The organism is Fibrobacter sp. UWR2, from assembly GCF_002210285.1.
In the GTDB taxonomy this organism is placed as follows: Bacteria; Fibrobacterota; Fibrobacteria; order Fibrobacterales; family Fibrobacteraceae; genus Fibrobacter.
Genome location: NZ_MWQE01000005.1, coordinates 89,419 through 106,178, shown reverse-complemented (window position 1 = coordinate 106,178; position 16,760 = coordinate 89,419). Strand labels below are relative to the sequence as shown.

Annotated in this window: 15 protein-coding genes; 10 read left to right on the top strand and 5 right to left on the bottom strand. The window is 54.5% G+C overall.

Going from position 1 to position 16,760, the window contains the following annotated elements:
• Window positions 1-155 precede the first annotated feature (155 nt).
• The 5 genes from aspS to B7994_RS08745 all read left to right on the top strand — a co-directional run bounded on the left by aspS (window position 156) and on the right by B7994_RS08745 (window position 7,658).
• On the top strand, window positions 156-1,943 hold the full coding sequence (gene aspS, locus B7994_RS08760) for an aspartate--tRNA ligase (protein WP_088638082.1): 1,788 nt from the start codon (window positions 156-158) through the stop codon (window positions 1,941-1,943).
• A gap of 267 nt (window positions 1,944-2,210) precedes the next feature.
• Window positions 2,211-4,421, top strand: a complete 2,211-nt coding sequence (locus tag B7994_RS08755) for a CotH kinase family protein (protein WP_088638081.1) — start codon at window positions 2,211-2,213, stop codon at window positions 4,419-4,421.
• 149 nt (window positions 4,422-4,570) lie between these two features.
• Window positions 4,571-6,235: a diphosphate--fructose-6-phosphate 1-phosphotransferase gene (locus tag B7994_RS08750; RefSeq protein ID WP_088638080.1), complete on the top strand. Its 1,665-nt coding sequence runs from the start codon at window positions 4,571-4,573 to the stop codon at window positions 6,233-6,235.
• A 191-nt stretch (window positions 6,236-6,426) separates the two neighbouring features.
• Window positions 6,427-6,597 (top strand): hypothetical protein, encoded by a 171-nt coding sequence (locus B7994_RS14190; protein ID WP_198957841.1) that lies wholly within the window; start codon window positions 6,427-6,429, stop codon window positions 6,595-6,597.
• A complete protein-coding gene (locus B7994_RS08745; protein WP_088638079.1) occupies window positions 6,597-7,658 on the top strand; it encodes an acyltransferase in 1,062 nt (353 codons plus the stop codon). The genes B7994_RS14190 and B7994_RS08745 overlap by 1 nt, the downstream gene beginning before the upstream one ends.
• Here the strand turns inward: B7994_RS08745 and B7994_RS08740 are convergent.
• From B7994_RS08740 to B7994_RS08730, 3 genes are read right to left on the bottom strand one after another with little or no spacing between them, the layout of a single operon-like run.
• Window positions 7,642-8,694, bottom strand: coding sequence for an ABC transporter ATP-binding protein (locus tag B7994_RS08740; protein ID WP_233143133.1), 1,053 nt, complete (start codon window positions 8,692-8,694; stop codon window positions 7,642-7,644). The two genes, B7994_RS08745 and B7994_RS08740, sit on opposite strands and share 17 nt — an antisense overlap.
• On the bottom strand, window positions 8,687-9,766 hold the full coding sequence (locus tag B7994_RS08735; protein ID WP_088638159.1) for an ABC transporter permease subunit: 1,080 nt from the start codon (window positions 9,764-9,766) through the stop codon (window positions 8,687-8,689). The genes B7994_RS08740 and B7994_RS08735 overlap by 8 nt, the downstream gene beginning before the upstream one ends.
• Window positions 9,767-9,785: 19 nt before the next feature.
• The gene (locus tag B7994_RS08730) at window positions 9,786-10,307 is read right to left on the bottom strand and encodes a nitroreductase family protein (protein ID WP_088638077.1); all 522 of its coding nucleotides are present in this window, start codon (window positions 10,305-10,307) and stop codon (window positions 9,786-9,788) included.
• A gap of 178 nt (window positions 10,308-10,485) precedes the next feature.
• Here B7994_RS08730 and metG point away from each other — a divergent pair, with 178 nt between their 5' ends.
• Entirely contained in the window at window positions 10,486-12,555 is a 2,070-nt protein-coding gene (gene metG / locus B7994_RS08725) for a methionine--tRNA ligase (RefSeq protein ID WP_088638076.1), read from the top strand.
• A gap of 108 nt (window positions 12,556-12,663) precedes the next feature.
• Window positions 12,664-13,437, top strand: a complete 774-nt coding sequence (locus B7994_RS08720; RefSeq protein WP_088638075.1) for a hypothetical protein — start codon at window positions 12,664-12,666, stop codon at window positions 13,435-13,437.
• 12 nt (window positions 13,438-13,449) lie between these two features.
• Here the strand turns inward: B7994_RS08720 and B7994_RS08715 are convergent, their stop codons facing one another.
• Window positions 13,450-14,175, bottom strand: coding sequence for a glutaminyl-peptide cyclotransferase (locus B7994_RS08715; RefSeq protein WP_233143132.1), 726 nt, complete (start codon window positions 14,173-14,175; stop codon window positions 13,450-13,452).
• 38 nt (window positions 14,176-14,213) lie between these two features.
• On the opposite strand from B7994_RS08715, the gene B7994_RS08710 reads away from it, so the two are divergent.
• The 3 genes from B7994_RS08710 to B7994_RS08700 are packed head-to-tail and all read left to right on the top strand — an operon-like array spanning window position 14,214 to window position 16,068.
• Window positions 14,214-14,780: a DUF4416 family protein gene (locus B7994_RS08710; protein ID WP_088638073.1), complete on the top strand. Its 567-nt coding sequence runs from the start codon at window positions 14,214-14,216 to the stop codon at window positions 14,778-14,780.
• The gene (locus B7994_RS08705) at window positions 14,777-15,148 is read left to right on the top strand and encodes a DMT family protein (protein ID WP_088638072.1); all 372 of its coding nucleotides are present in this window, start codon (window positions 14,777-14,779) and stop codon (window positions 15,146-15,148) included. The genes B7994_RS08710 and B7994_RS08705 overlap by 4 nt, the downstream gene beginning before the upstream one ends.
• Window positions 15,145-16,068, top strand: a complete 924-nt coding sequence (locus B7994_RS08700; protein WP_088638071.1) for a M23 family metallopeptidase — start codon at window positions 15,145-15,147, stop codon at window positions 16,066-16,068. Before B7994_RS08705 ends, B7994_RS08700 begins: the two co-directional genes overlap by 4 nt.
• Before the next feature lie 54 nt (window positions 16,069-16,122).
• On the opposite strand, the gene thiE is transcribed toward B7994_RS08700, so the two are convergent.
• Window positions 16,123-16,755: a thiamine phosphate synthase gene (gene thiE / locus B7994_RS08695; RefSeq protein WP_088638070.1), complete on the bottom strand. Its 633-nt coding sequence runs from the start codon at window positions 16,753-16,755 to the stop codon at window positions 16,123-16,125.
• Between the last annotated feature and the right edge of the window lie 5 nt (window positions 16,756-16,760).

Here is a 16,760-nt window from a genome sequence, read left to right as displayed (position 1 = left end):
AAAGAAATCCCCGTCTTCTCCCCAAAGAGGATAACTCTACTATGGCAACAAGTTGCCAAGTATCGTATAGCGGGGATGACATAAACGTTTTTCAGAGATAACAATCACGTTTTTACTATATTTACGCCCGAAAAATTATCTTCAAGGATACAACCATGAAACGTACACATAACTGCGGCCAGCTTCGCAAGGAAGATGTTGGCCAGACCGTAACACTCGCCGGTTGGGTGGATCGCCGCCGTGACCATGGTGGTGTGATTTTCGTTGACCTCCGCGACAAGTATGGCAAGACCCAGATCGTTTTCAACCCCGACTACAACGCCGACGTGTTGAAGACCGCCGAACAGCTCCGTAACGAATACGTTATTTACGTGACTGGTAAGGTCTACGCCCGCGAAGAAGGCAACACCAACGAAAAGCTCGCTACGGGTGAAATCGAAGTCAAGGCCGACAAGCTCGAAATCCTGAACGCCGCTCTCACTTCTCCGCTCGCCATTAACGACCCGAACGAAGAATGCAAGGAAAACGACGACCTCCGCTTGCAGTACCGCTACCTGGACCTCCGCCGCCCGTGGATCCAGAAGAAGCTCCTCCTCAAGAGCCGCTTCCTCAAGGCCGTGTACGACTTCTTCTACGCTAACGGTTTTGAAAACATCGAAACTCCGTGCCTTTGCAAGTCCACTCCGGAAGGCGCCCGTGACTACCTCGTGCCGTCCCGCGTGAACCCGGGCAAGTTCTACGCCCTTCCGCAGTCTCCGCAGCAGTACAAGCAGCTCTTGATGATTGCCGGCATGGACCGCTACTTCCAGATTGCCAAGTGCTTCCGCGACGAAGACCTCCGCGCTGACCGTCAGCCGGAATTCACGCAGATCGACGTTGAAATGTCCTTCGTCAACCAGGACGAAGTCATGGAAATGTTCGACAAGTTCGTGACCGAAGTTCTCGGTAAGGTTTGGAACTTCGAACCTCCCAAGAAGATTCGCCGTATGAAGTGGCACGAAGCCATGCTCAAGTACGGTTCCGACAAGCCGGACCTCCGCTTCGACCTCGAAATCCACGATGTGTCCGAAATCGGTGCAAAGTCCAACTTCGGCGTGTTCAAGAACTGCGTTGCCGCCGGTGGCAAGATCCGCGGTATCGCTGCCAAGGGTTGCGTTGACTTCACCCGCAAGCAGATTGACGAACTCACAGCCTACGTGGGCAAGTACGGTTCCAAGGGCCTCGTGTGGATGCGCGTCAAGGAAAACGACGAAGTGGAAACGCAGGTCGGCAAGTTCTTCACGACCGAACAGCTCAACGAACTGCGCGACGCTGTTGGCGCCAAGTGCGGCGACATGATGTTCTTCATCGCCGGTCCGGAAAAGGTTGCTGCTACGGCTATGGGCCAGCTCCGTCTGGAAGTCGCCCGCATCAAGGGCCTCCGCGACCCGAAGAAGCGCGAATTTGTGTGGATTACCGAATTTCCGATGTTCGAATACAGCGACACCGAAGGCCGCTACATGGCCATGCACCATCCGTTCACCAACCCGCTTCCGGAACACCTGGACATGATGCTCGGTGGCAACCTCAAGGATTGCAACGCCGAAGCCTACGACCTCGTTCTGAACGGCGTGGAAATCGGTGGCGGTTCTATCCGTATCCACAACCCGGAAGTCCAAGAAAAGGTGTTCCGCCTGCTCGGCCTTACCGAAGAACAGGTTCGCACCAAGTTCGGCTTCTTCGTCGACGCCTTCAAGTACGGCGCTCCTCCGCACGGTGGTCTCGCCTTCGGTCTCGACCGCGTCGTGGCTACCATGGAAGGTGAAGAATCCATCCGTGACTACATCGCGTTCCCGAAGAACACGAGTGCTTCTAGCCCGATGGACCAGTGCCCGAGCGAAGTGGACCTCCAGCAGTTGCAGGACATCCACATCTCCGTGCAGATGCCCAAGCAGGCCAAATAAGTTTTGACGTAGCCTTTATTGTAAAGCGTCAAAATCGAGGATTAAACGGTCTATTTTATAGACGTTTAATCCTTTTTTTTGTTTATCGGGGCATTTAGTCTCGCCCACCATTGAAAATGCGTGATTTTAATCAAAAATGGCACTTTTCACCCCGAAAAACATGTAAATAATCCCTTAACAAAGACAAAGTAACGGGAAAACCATATTAATTTAAGGACCGGTGTGTGTCGGTGTGTGTGCAAATGCTATACATCATCAGGAGAATGTATGCAAAGAAAAGTGCTTCTTTTCCCCGTTGTCCTTGCCACGGCCGTCTTTACGGCATGCTCCGACGAGCCAACCGGAACTAACCCAATCGACCCGTATGCCAGCATACAGGACTCCATTCCCGTAGTCGACCCCAACGACCCAAATAACCAGCCGGGCGACCCGAACCAAGGGCAGGAAAATCCGCTTAGTTCCACAACCATCCCGAACCCGCAGATATCCAGTTCCGTATTTCCCGGTCTTTCATCAAGTTCAGCGATTCTGCCCGGCATTTCCAGTTCATCGGCAATTAACCCCATCGCATCTTCCTCGAGCGGGCTCAAGGAATACGACGACAACCACAAAGCCAAGGAGACCTTCCTCCCGAAGGCAGGTTTCTACAAGAACCTGACCATCGATCCGCCTACCCCGCAGAAGGGCGGGCAGATCAAGTGCACCTTTGACGGCTCCTTCCCCACCCAGAACTCGGAACAGATTACTCAGCCCAAGCAGATTACGCAGAATTCCGTAGTACGCTGCTCCGAATTCGTGAATGGACAGCCGGCAGATACCACGACGCAGACCTACTTTATTAACGAGAACGTCTCTATACCGGTGGTGGCTTTAACCGTAAACCATCACGACATGTTCGATTCAAGCGCAGGCCTTTACGCAACCGGCGACTTGACCAATAACCCGCAGAGTCAATGGAGTTTTGATGTCGGCGGCGATGACACCAACAATCCCAAATGTACCGAGCCCTGCAAGCAGGCGAACTTCTGGAAGGACGACGAACTCCCTGTACACGTGGAATACTTCGAAAAGGGCAGTTCCTCCACCGAAAAGACCTGGGAAATCGACGCAGGCATTTCCATTATCGGTAACTACAGCCGCTACAAGCCCAAGAAGAGTGTCGCCATCAAGATGGATAACGACGACTACGGCGACAAGGTTTTAAAATATTCATTCTTCAAGACTCGCCCCGAAGCGAAGAAAATCAAGAGTTTCAACCTGCGCAACAACGGTAACCGTTTCTGGACCGACTACTTTGGCGACCCCATGCTGGTGAGCCTCATGGAAGGTACCGACGTGGATTACCAGCGCAGCCTCCAGGTGGTTGTGTTCTACAACGGCGAATACTTCGGCATCCACGACTTGCGCGAACGCCTGAACAGGAGTTTTGTCGAGACCAACTACGGCATTGATTCCAAAAGCATCAACGTTGTCAAGAACTGCTCCAACGGCGAGCAGGGATGCGTCAACGGATGGGCACCCAGCGGAACCAACGGAGCATCCAGTTCTGAATTCAGCCAGCTGACAAACTCGATTACCAGCGGAAACTTCGCAGGCGAAAACAACCAGTCCTATGCGCAGATTAAAGAAAAGATGAACGTCAGCAGTTTTGCCCAGTACATGGTTGCCGAAATGTACATCCATAACGGAGACTGGCCGAACAACAACATCCGCGCCTGGGGCAGCCCGCAGAACGGTTATCCGTTCAAGTTCATGATTTTCGACGTGGACCACGGCTACGGATTTACCCCGGGCATCATGGGATTTGACACCGAAAGCCAGAACATGTTCCAGTGGGTGCTCGGCAGCGCCACCATGAACCAGGGCGGTCAGCAGCAGCCTGGTGGCCAGCAACCCGGCGGCATGGGCAACTGGGATATAGGCGGCATGGGCGGCTGGAGCTCGGGAGGCAATACCACAATCGGCAACATGCTGAAAAAGCTTTTGGAAAATCCCGATTTCAAGCGCCTGTTTATCAACCAGGGTTGTATCCTCCTGAACGACTACCTGACCTACGAAAAGGTCCAGAAGGCTGTGCAGAACCAGCTCAACATGCTTCCGAGTTCCGAACAGTCCCGCGACCAACAGCGCTGGCCCCGCAACCAGGCCAAGTACAACTGGTCGCCTTCTGGCGCTGACATCCTGAGGTTCGCCCAGAATCGCACCCAGACATTTAGGCAGGAAATGGCCAACTACTTCGGCCTCTCGGGCGAAGCCAACGTGAGCATCAACGTCAGCGGAAGCGGCTCCGTGCTCGTAGAAGGCATGAAACTCCCGAGCAGCAATTATCAGGGTAAGTTCTTCACTGGCATGGAAATGGAGATTACCGCGGTTCCGTCGAACGGGTCTGTTTTCTCGAACTGGTCTGATGGCCAGACGCAGAACCCGCGCAAGATTCAGATTAACGGCCAAACGAACATTACCGCGAACTTTAAATAACAGACCCTTATTCACCTCCTCGAGAAGCCCGGCTGATTTGCCGGGTTTTCTTTTGCCGCTGCACTCGCCTTTTACTATATTTACTCGCGTAATTTTTTAACCCATGACCGCGCGGTTTTGGCTGCGCGAAAATTCAAAAGGAAGAAACAATGGCTGACAATCTGTCCGTCCTCGGCAAGGCCCGCAAGGCCTACCAGCCGAAACTCCCCGCCGCTCTCCGCGACGGTGCTCTCAAAGTCGCTCTCGTGAAGGGCAAGCCCACCCAGTCCGTCCGTGACCAGGCCAAGATCAAGGCCCTGTTCCCGAACACCTACGGTGCACCGTACATCGGCATGAAGAAGGCCACCAAGGCCGCTGCCGGCAAGGCCCTCAACGTAGGCGTGGTGCTCTCCGGCGGCCAGGCTCCCGGTGGACACAACGTGATCGCGGGTATCTTCGACGGTATCAAGAGCATCAGCAAGAATTCCAAGCTCCTCGGCTTCCTCGGCGGCCCGTCCGGCCTCGAGAACGGCAAGTTCATCGTGATCAACGAAAAGATCATGGACGCCTACCGCAACACTGGTGGATTCGACATCATCCAGTCCGGCCGTACCAAGCTCGAAACTGAAGAACAGTTCAAGAAGTGCATGGCTGTTGCCAAGGCTCAGAAGCTCGACGCTATCGTGATCATCGGTGGTGACGACTCCAACACCAACGCTGCTGTTCTCGGTGAATACTTCCAGGCACACGGCGCTACCTGCGTTGTTTGCGGCTGCCCGAAGACCATCGACGGCGACCTCAAGAACGAATACATCGAAACCTCCTTCGGTTTCGACACCGCCGTGAAGACCTACTCCGAACTCATCGGCAACATCATGCGCGATGCCAACTCTGCCCAGAAGTACTGGCACTTCATCAAGCTCATGGGCCGTAGCGCTTCTCACATCGCTCTCGAAGCCGCTCTCCAGACCCACCCGAACATCTGCCTGATTTCTGAAGAAGTCAAGGCCAAGAAGATGAAGCTCAAGCAGGTCATCAAGTACGTTGCAGACATCGTCGCTGCCCGTGCCGCTGCCGGCAAGAACTTCGGCGTGGCTCTCATTCCGGAAGGCCTCCTCGAATTCATCCCGGATGTCGGCGTGCTCATCTCTGAACTCTCTGAAGCCCTCGCCCACCACGAAAAGGAAGTCGAAGGTCTCGACACCGCCGCCAAGGTGGAATTGCTCTGCAAGTGGATCTCTAAGGCTTCTGCTGAAGTCCTCAAGAGCCTCCCCTCCACCACTCAGGGCCAGTTGATGCTCGACCGCGACAGCCACGGCAACGTGCAGGTTTCCCTCATCGAAACCGAAAAGCTCATCATCGAGATGGTCAAGAAGGAACTCAAGAGCCGCAAGAACTTCAAGGGCAAGTTCAGCGCTCTCAACCACTTCTTCGGTTACGAAGGCCGTTGCGCCGCTCCGTCGAACTTCGACGCCGACTACTGCTACAGCCTCGGTTTCACCGCCTCCGTGCTCGCCTTCAACAAGATGAACGGCTACATGAGCTCCGTGCGTGACCTCACGAAGGGCATCGAAAAGTGGACTGCCGGTGGCATTCCTATCACCATGATGATGAACATCGAACGTCGTCACGGTGCCGACAAGCCGGTGATCCAGAAGGCTCTCGTTGAACTGAACGGCGCTCCGTTCAAGTTCTTCGCCAAGAACCGCGACGTTTGGGCCAAGACTGAATCCTACACCTACCCGGGTCCGATCCAGTACTGGGGTCCGAGCGAAGTGTGCGACGTTACGAACTTCACGATCAAGCTCGAACGCGGCGCCCTCAAGGTGAAGTAATAGCCTACAAGGCGAATAAAGCAAAAGAGAAGTCCAAAGGACTTCTCTTTTATTTTTGAGCCGTAGGGCGGACGCCGAAGGCGTCAATTCACCCAATGTCATCCCCGCGAAGGCGGGGATCTCCAAGCATTGAAAAGTCCCTCGCAAAAATGTGAGGGATTTTTTTATGTTTATAAACAAGGAGCTACATTATGGCGTGTGCTGATTGCAAATTTCGGGCCAAATACGACGAGAATCCCAAGTCGCTGCTCGGGCGTTTCTGGCGCTTCCATATCAACTTCTGCCCCGGCTGGAAGGCCTATTTGAAGAGCCTTTCCGACGAGGACCGAGCAAAAGTCGCCGAGAAATACGGGCTCAAGTAATGGAAAAACAGCGGGAGATTTACGCCGAATGGCTACGCATCTTTGCGGCGCTTGTCGTGGTTTTCCAGCATACGGTGACTTCCGCGTGGTACGACACCCCGGTAGATACTCCCGACTTCTTCGTGCTCAACTTCATGAACAGCCTTTCACGTTTCGGCGTAGGCGTGTTCATCATGATAAGCGGGGCGTTCATGCTCTCGCCCAAGTACCCGCACACACCCCAGAAAGTGCTGAAGCACAATCTCGTGAGGATTCTCGCACTGATCGTATTCTGGGTCATGTTTTACGGCATTGTCGATGCGCTCTGTGTGGGGTTCAAGACCGGTGCGGGCATCGGCGAGACGATTTTGAACGTGGTCTCTGCGCCAGTACTACTTTTCACGACGCCGGCGACGCACCTGTGGTTCCTATATGCGATTGCAGGGCTTTACCTGATTACGCCAGCTCTGCGCGTGTTTACCGAGCATGCGAGCAAGCACATGGTGCTCTATGTCATCGCGATATTCTTTGCCTTCGGGCTCGTTTTCCCGACGGTCAGCCACCTGCTCGGTAAATGGTTCGACTTTACACTCTATAAGAATATCGGTATTCGCGGCTGCACGACTTTTGCGGGCTTTTACCTGACCGGCTTCTACATCGCGCACCATGGAATCGGGCAAAGGGCCCGCCGCATCGTGTACGCGGGAGCAATTCTCTCGTGGGTTATCGCCTTTTTCTACTCCACGTACATCAGCCTACTGCGCGATGCCCCGAACGAGTTCTTCTTCGGGAATTTCAGGCCAACGACGTTCCTGATGGCAGTAGGCGTTTTCTGCTTTTTCCACGAAAAATTTAAGGACAGGACGTCGACGCAATCGCGGCTCATCGATATTTCGAAATGCATGCTGGGAGTTTACATCATCCACCCGCTATTCATCCGGATGTTTTACGGATTCAAACTTTCCATGCTGATTCCGCACCCGTTGGTGACAGTCCCGCTGATGACCCTACTGTTCTTCGGGATTTCGCTCGGTCTAGTTTATCTGTTCCGGCGTGTTCCCGGAATTAGGAAATATCTTTAAAACAGTGCGCGAAATGCTCGCCACCTACTTTCGGCGGGATTTCCTGCGAACGGCACCTGGCCTGCAACTCGGCCGGTAATGACACGCATTTTTCACAGCGGTCAGCAAAGCGACAGCCAGCCACAAAATCACGCGGATGCGGTACGCTACCTGGGATAGATTTCATTGTACGCATGTCGCTGTGGTTTTCGGGGATGGCGGCCAGCAGCCCCTGCGTATAGGGGTGCATCGGATTGTCGATCACGTCCCGCACGGGGCCGCATTCTACGATGCGGCCGGCGTACATCACCGCCACGCGGTCCGCGTACTGCGAGACAATCCCCATGTTATGGGTAATAAGCAGGACCGCGGTACCCGTGCGGTTTGCCATATCCTTGAGTACCGCAAGGACCTGCGCCTGCACCGTAACGTCGAGAGCTGTAGTCGGTTCGTCGGCAATAATCAGCTTGGGCTTCGGGAGCAGCGCCATCACGATACACACGCGCTGGAGCATGCCGCCTGAAAGTTCATGCGGGTAGGCGTTCAGCACGCGGTCGGGGTCGTTGAAGCCTGCAAGAGCCAGCATCTCCCGGATTGCGGCCAGCGGGTCGGCCGCACCCAGTTTGGCACCACCAAACTTGAACACCTCAAGCAACTGCTTCCTGATGGTCACGACAGGATTCAGCGCCTGCATCGGTTCCTGGAATATGCACGCGATTTCGGACCCGCGAACCTTTTGCAAATCGGCAAGCGGCAATTTCACAAGATCAACGGGTTCGGCATTCTTGTGCGACTCGCCCGAGCCATAGAACAGCACGGAGCCTTCGACAATACGAGCACTCGGCTGAGGCAACAGTCTCAATATGCTCATGGAGGTCACGCTCTTGCCGCAGCCCGACTCACCTACCAGCGCGAAGAACTCACCCGCACTGATCTCGAACGAGACGCGGTCCGTAACCTGCAATGGCTTTATGCCATCGCGCGGACAGCCATTCTTGTCGTACCCGAAAGCAACCGAAAGGTCACGCACCTGCAAAACCGGCGAAGTATTACACATACCTATCTCCCGACTTCGGGTCCATGGCATCCCGCACGCCCTCGCCCACGAACGTGGTCAAAAGCAGCGTCACAAACAAGGCGGCGACCGTGCTTACCGAGATCCACGGGGCATACAAGTTGTTGAGTCCCTGGCTCATGAGTTCGCCCCAGCTGGGCGTGGGCGGTTGCAGGCCGAATCCCAGAAAATCGAGCGAGGTAAGGCTCCCGATACCGCCAATCAGCGTAAACGGGAAAAGCGTCACCACGGGCGTCATCGCGTTCGGGAGGATTTCCTTAAAGAAAATGTGGCGGTGAGACATTCCTAGAACCTTCGCAGACTGCACATAGGTCATATCACGCAGTTTCAGAAATTCAGCACGCATGTAGTAACTAAGCGAAATCCAGTTAAACGCCGCCATAATCAGAATCAGGAGCCAAAAACTGCGACCATAGATGCTCCCGATAAGGATCACCACATATAGCATCGGCAACGATGACCAGATTTCTATCATACGCTGCATTCCGATATCCCAGAACCTGCCTAGGTAGCCCTGAATACCACCGATGACAATTCCGAGGAATGTCCCGAGAAGAGTCAAGAGCAGGCTGAAGCTGATACAGATTCTAAAGCCGTGGATTAAACGCGAGAGCACATCACGCCCGTTACTGTCTGTACCGAGCCAATGCCTCGCGCTCGGTGCAAACGGAGGTGCACCATCTTCGCTTAAATCGGCCTTCAGCGGGTCGTGCGCAATAGGGGGCATAATCACCCACATTTCGGGACAACCGCCCGCACGGGTAAAGCCCTCGGCGGCATCTTCCTCACACTCACGCACCGCAGCAAATAGTTTCGCGTAATCGGCTTCCGTCTGGTATTCCCCGCCAAAGTCCGCATCACTGTACCGCACAAACGCCGGGAAATACGTCTTGCCACCATAGCGCAAAAAGAGCGGTTCGTCGTTCACCGTCCACGGGCTCGTGAGCGAAAGCAAATATACAATCAAGAGTACCACCAAAGACCAGAACGCCCGCTTGTTCTTGCGGAATCGCTTCACTCGGTTCAGGGTCTCTGTGGATATACGAATTTTCACTGGACGCAATATAATAAAATTAGACTTCGCTCATGAACTCTTCCATGCTCTTGCGCACGGGGTGCCTGGGCGACGGGCCTCCGTTCTCGGGGTCGGCATAGCCGATATCCAGGAGGCAGGCAAGCTTTAAGTTGTCCGGAAATTCGAATGCACTCTCGATGTAGGATGCATTGAAGCCGCGGGCCCAGAGGGTCGCAAGGCCAAGGTCGGTTGCCTGCATCATCATCGAGGTGGTGACGATGCTCGCATCCATCACGCCGCTGTTGAAGTTGTCGTTGTACTTTTCGGCAGTATAGCAGTTGGGTTCGTCGTAGCAGACCATCAAGACCACGGGGGCATTGTAGGCCATACGGGTGATGCCACGAATCTTTTCTAGGGCCTCGGGAGACTTGATGACCTTCACGGTCACGGGCTGAGCGTTGATTGCAGTCGGGGAAAGGCGGCCCGCCTCGAGCACCTGGGCGAGTTTTTCGGGTTCTACCGCCTGGGCGGTAAAGGCACGGCAGCTATAGCGATTCTTGGCCAAATCCATAAAAGACATAGGGACCTCTTTTTTTATGAAATATAAAATCTAGATGGCGGGTCAAGCCCGCCATGACGTTCCTCAACTAACAAATTTTACTAAATTGGCGCCCCTTCGGGGCGCATTTAGTACGGCTCGGCAATGTCAAAGCGTAAACGCTTTGCCGCTGCACTCGCCTTTTACTAAATTTGAGGCCATGAAAAATTTTTACGTTACAACGCCGATTTATTACGTGAATGACGCCCCGCATATCGGGCACTCCTACACCACCGTCCTCGCGGACATCCTCACCCGCTTCCACAAGATTCTGGGCTATCAGACGTTCTTCTTGACCGGTACCGACGAACACGGCCAGAAGGTGCAGCGTGCCGCCGAAAAGCGCGGCGTGACCCCGCAGGAACACGTGGACGAATACTACCACCGGTTCGAAGACCTGTGGAAGAAGATGGGTATCGGTAACGACTTCTTTATCCGCACCACGATGCCCGAACACAAGGCCTTTGTGCAGGAATGCCTGCAGAAGCTCTGGGACAAGGGCGAAATCTACTCGAAGGAATACGAGGGCTGGTACTCTGTAGGCGAAGAACGCTTCTTCAGCGAAGACGAACTCGACGAGAACAAGTGCGACCCCATCAGCCACCGCCCGGTGGAATGGCTCAAGGAAAAGAACTACTTCTTCAAGATGGGTTCTTACCAGCAGAAGCTGATTGACTTCTTGGAAAGCCACAAGGACTGGATTGTGCCGGACTACCGCTGGAACGAAATCCGCGGATTCCTGCGCCAGCCGCTGAATGACCTCTGCATCAGCCGCCCGAAGGCACGCCTTAGCTGGGGCATTCCGCTGCCCTTCGACACCGACTACGTGACCTACGTGTGGTTCGACGCGCTTTTGAACTACGTGAGCGCCTCGACCGCCTTCCACAAGACTTATGCCGACGGCACGCCGATCTGGCCTGCCACTTACCACCTCATCGGCAAGGACATCCTCACCACGCATAGCGTGTACTGGCCGACGATGCTCATGGCTCTTGACATTCCGCTCCCGCAGCACATCTTGGCACACGGCTGGTGGCTCGTGAACGGCGGCGAAAAGATGAGCAAGTCCGCAGGCAACGTCGTGAACCCGATGGACTACATGGAAAAGTACGGCATCGACGCGTTCCGCTATTTTCTCGCCCGCGAAATGGTGGTGGGCCAGGATGCAAACTTCACGCACGACGCCTTCGTGCGCCGCATCAACAGCGACCTCGCCAACGACCTCGGTAACGTGCTGAACCGCGTACACCGCCTGGTGCTTAACAACTTCGAAGGCAAGCTCCCCGCAGCGACCTCCATCGGCGACGCCGAGAAGGAAGTCATCGACCTCGCGAACAAGGTGATTGCCGAAATCAAGGAAGGCCTGCCGCAGGCACGCCTCTCGCAGTCTATCGAGACCATCATGCAGCTTGTGCGTAGCATCAACCGCTACCTCGAAGTCAAGGCCCCGTGGAAACTCGCGAAGGACCCCGCCCTCAAGGGCGAACTCGCGACCGTGCTCTACGTGTCCGCCGAAGCCGTACGCCTCTCGCTCAGCCTGCTGTGGCCGGTGATTCCGGGCAAGGCTGAAGAAGGCCTCGCCATGATCGGCTGCAAGTTCCAGAGCGCCGACGACCTCGCCTGGGGAATCCTCAAGGGTGGTGAAGCGTTCGGCGAAGGCAAGCCGCTCTTCCCGCGTATTGAAGAAGAAGTCAAGAAGCCCGAAGCCCAGCCGAAGCCCAAGCAGAACAAGCCGCTGATGGCCGCCGACGTGCCCGCCGCCATGGACATGCGCGTGGCCCAGATCAAGGAAGTAGCCGACCATCCGGACGCCACGAGCCTCTACGTGCTCAAGGTGGACGCCGGCGAAGGCGAACTCCGCACCATCTGCAGCGGCCTCAAGAGCAGCTACAAGGCCGAAGAACTCCAGGACAGGAAGATTTTGCTGTTCGCGAACCTCAAGCCGAGCGCACTCCGCGGTATCATGAGCCAGGGCATGCTCTTTGCGGGCGACCTGGACAACGAAGCACACACTTGCCGCCTCGTCTCCGTGCCTGAAGACGCTAAGCCCGGCGACCGCGCCCTCTTCAAGGGCGTGGCTCCCAGCGAACCCCGCGAACTCAAGGTCAAGGACTTCGAGAAGATTGCGCTCTCCGTGAAGGGTGGCGCCGTGTTCTGCGACGCCCTCGCGCTCGAAGTGAACGGCAAGCCCGTGACCTGCGATGTGCAGGACGGGAATGGGGTGCATTAAGTTCTATTCCAAATTAGAGCAATGCATTCCATCTGCGCATACCCGCATTTCATCGTTTTTTCAAAATGCGGCTATACGCTTTGAACAAAGTGGCGGTATATTAAGGGCATGAGATACTTCTACCTGACAATCTTCGCGTTCCTTATCGCTCTCAGCGGATGCACCATGCACCCGCCTTCAGCGTCCGGTTTCATGGAAGCGGCAGAACAGGGACAGAACGACGAGAAGGTGCGCGTGCTTACCGCCCGTGCCGAGAAGATCAATTTCAGTTTGTCGGGTGACGAATGGAACATACCCATCGCCCTTGAAACCACGACAGCAAGGCGCAGCGGTTACGTAGGAGGCTGGGGCCTCCTACCATCGCCCTATGTGACCTTCGGTTACGCCGACAAGTATTTCGGCTGGCGCAGCTGGGTTTCCGCGATATGGCTCGGCATCACGGTCGGTGCCATCTGCGCAACAGGAGTATGTTTCGACGATGACGACGATGATGACTATTCCTATTCCGCCAGTTATTACGACGATGAAGACGACATCGACCTCGTTGAACTAGGTTCCTTCCTTGACGCCTGGACACAACTATTCAGCGGAGGACTATCGTTTATAGAGCAACTCCCCATCGGTGACTACTTTCGCATCGGTTTCGAACAGTATATATGCCGCAACTTCTGGCTCAACTTCAGCAATTTCGGGGAGCAGGAGGACTTCGGAAACGTAGAAATTGGCCTCGGAGCCTATGTAAGCTTCCGTACCGGCCAACACCGCATATCCCTTGACGCGCACTACGGGTTACTCGACTTCAACACGCACAAGCCCCGCCTATCCCTGGCGCTCACCTACAGCAACGTCATTGTCTACGAGTCGGCTTCTTCCATCAAATAGGAAGAGCCCTCTCTACGGTACCGCAATCTTGTAGATCTGCGGCCAGTATTTGCCTGTAACCCACAGATACTTTCCGTCATAGGCGATGCCGTTCAGCACGTCAATGTTCGGATTACTCCTGTAGAGACTGCGCGCCTTCTCGGCAAAGTCCAGATACTTCAGCACCTTGCCACTGGGCAAGTCAATGACGGCAATCAGCGCTGTCTGCCAGATATTCGCATATAGCGTATTCCCGACAATTTCCAGTTCGTTGAGCATCTTCACGGGCTTGCCGCCATCGGTTACGCGAATCGCGTCGAATACGTTAAAAGCGCCGAGCGCTATCCGTAAAAGTTCATCACTGCCGTTGCTCATCAGTAGTGCGCTTTGCCAGTATGTGAGGCCCCAGCCCTCGGTCGGTATGCGGAACTCGCCCTTCGGCCGGAAAGGTTTGCGGTTGTAGATAAAAGCCTTCTTGGATTTCCACGTGAGGTAGAAGATATCTTCGCCTACGGCAATGGAACCTTCACCGAAATAGCGGTCCGCGAGGCGCGCCGAATCAAGAATCTTGCCATCAAGCGTACGGCGGTACAGGCCCGATTCTCCATACTGGCCCGTAGTTTCCACGATTTCCTTGCCGTCAAAGAATATTCCTTGCGTAAAGTGAGATTTTTCGTGCGGGATAGAATCGAGAATTGCAGGCACAACCCGTGGGGCTCCGGCATAGACCATGGACGAGAGAACAAAGAGGACAAGCATATAAAAGCGCATATAAAAAAATTACTAATTTAGCGCATATGGGCGAACTCAGGACACCGGCCAAGGTCAAGATTATCGTGGGAATCCTCGCAAAGGACGCCCAATCTGTCGAGGCTGTCCGCACAACCTTACGTGAAAGATTCGGCGAAGAAGACCTGAACCTTAATCCGTTCCCCTTCACATTCACAAACTACTATGTCGACGAAATCGGGGACGCTCCCGTCCGTGCATTCTTCAGCTACGAGCCTCTCGTGGAGCGCGAGACCATCGTCGACATAAAACTCTGGACCAACGATATCGAACTCGAAATCGCCAGGCTGAACGGCACTCCGGGACTGCGTCCCGTAAACCTGGACCCGGGCTACATGACCCTCGGGCAGTTCTTCCTCGCGACAACGAAGGACCAACGCCAGCGCGTATACATGCAGCGCGGAATCTTCGTGGAGCCCACGCTGTATTTCCAGGACGGGCATTTCCATGCCTTCGAATGGACCTACCGTGACTACCAGAGCGAAAAATACATCCAGTATCTAGAACAAGTACGTGCCCGTCTCGCCTACCAGATGAGTACGGGCAAACCATATAGATTGAGAGCAAAACAATGAAAGCCGGAATATTTACCGTAATCCTCCTCATCATCAGCAACGTGTTCATGACTGCAGCATGGTACGGGAACCTCAAGTTCAAGGAAATGCACATCTCTACCGACTGGCCGCTTATCCTCGTCATCTTGGCCTCGTGGGGTGTAGCCCTCATCGAGTACTTCTTCATGATTCCCGCGAACAACATCGGGAGCAAGATCAACGGCGGGCCCTTCAACCTGATGCAGCTGAAGGTCATCCAGGAGGCCATTTCCATCACGGTATTTACCGTCATCGCGACAACGGTATTCAATAACGAAGCACTGCAGTGGAACCACATTGTTGCCTTCGTCCTCATCATCGGCGCGGTATTCTTCGCCTTCCTCAAATGAGCCTTTTGCCCCCAAAGATCCGCGGTTCATTCATCGTCACGCTAATCCTTGCGGTTGCGTGCTTCTGTTCGTCCGCAGATGCAGCAAAGGCAAAAACAAAGAAAAAAGCCAAGCCCAAGGTCGAGAAACCCAAGACCGCCCAAGTCGATACAAACAAGGTAATCATCGAAGCCAACGACCCCAAGGCGTTTACCAAGGCGATTCTCCTTGACAAGAAGGGGGTCGATTTCGAGGTTGTCGGCGAGCAGAAGAATAAATCGCCACAACTTGTCGTCAAGGAAAAGAAAAGCGAAGACTATTTCGACTTTTCAACCATGCTTATCCCCATTACGCACAAGGCTCCGCTCGGTTCCAGGTATGGCATTCGAGACCACCGCTTGCACCGTGGCGTCGACGTGAGCATCATCCGCGACGAGCCTGTCGTTGCGGCATTCCCGGGAACGGTCGTCGTCTCGAAATACAACCAGGGCGGGTATGGACACTATGTGATGGTCGAGCACGAAAACGGGCTATCAACGCTATACGGTCACCTTTCGGAGCGGCTCGTAAAAGTCGGCGAGAAGGTCTACCCCGGCGATATCGTCGGGCTGGCGGGCAATACCGGAAAATCGTCCGGCGCGCACCTTCATTTCGAGATCCGTTACGGCGAAATCAACATCGACCCCGAAACCATCGTAGACTTCCCGAACTGGGAACTAAAACCGGGAGTAGAGCACGTTCCGAAAAAGAAAATCATAAACGCGCACTACAACATGCAGCGCAAACTCAAGAAAGAGAACCATTACACCGTCAAGAAGGGCGACACGCAGGGTAAAGTCGCCGCATGGTTCAATATTTCTGTCGATGCCCTTTGCCGAATAAACAACCTGAAGCCGGGCGCCCCGCTCAAAGTCGGGCAACGCCTCATCGGAAGCAGATGACACAGATCCTCGCCTACGCGAGGATGACGATTGTACAAGTTGCGAGGATAAATATCAGCTGTTTAAAGCGACAAACGCCTGCTTGAGTTCGCGAGCTGCAGTTTCAGGGTCGGCGGCCTTCATAATTGCAGAGACAGCGCAAATGCCCGCAATTCCGGACCCTTTCAACACAAAGATGTTGTCCTTGTTGAGTCCGCCAATCGCATTTACTGGGATGGGAACAGCCTTCACAACGTCCTTGAGCGTCTCCACCGGGGTGATGACCGTTTTTACGTGAGTTGTCGTGGGGTAAATCGCGCCGCACCCCAGGTAATCGGCACCCTGTTCATAAGCTTCAAGCGCCTGAGGAACCGTCTTTGCAGTAACCCCAATGATTTTATCGAAACCAAGAATACGCCGGGCATCGCACGCAGGCATGTCGCTCTGCCCCACATGAACGCCCTCGGCACCAATGGCAAGCGCGACATCCACACGGTCATCGATAATAAGCGGGATTCCATAACGTGCCGTAATCTCGTGCGTCGCTTTTGCAAGCTGCATGTATTCACGAGTGGACTTGTCCTTTTCGCGCAGCTGGATGATTGTCGCTCCGCCCTTGCATGCGGCCTCCACCACAGGTAAAAAACGATCTTCCGGCACGCAAGTGCTATCGGTGATAAAGTAAAGGGTCGTATCGATATTTTTCATGTATA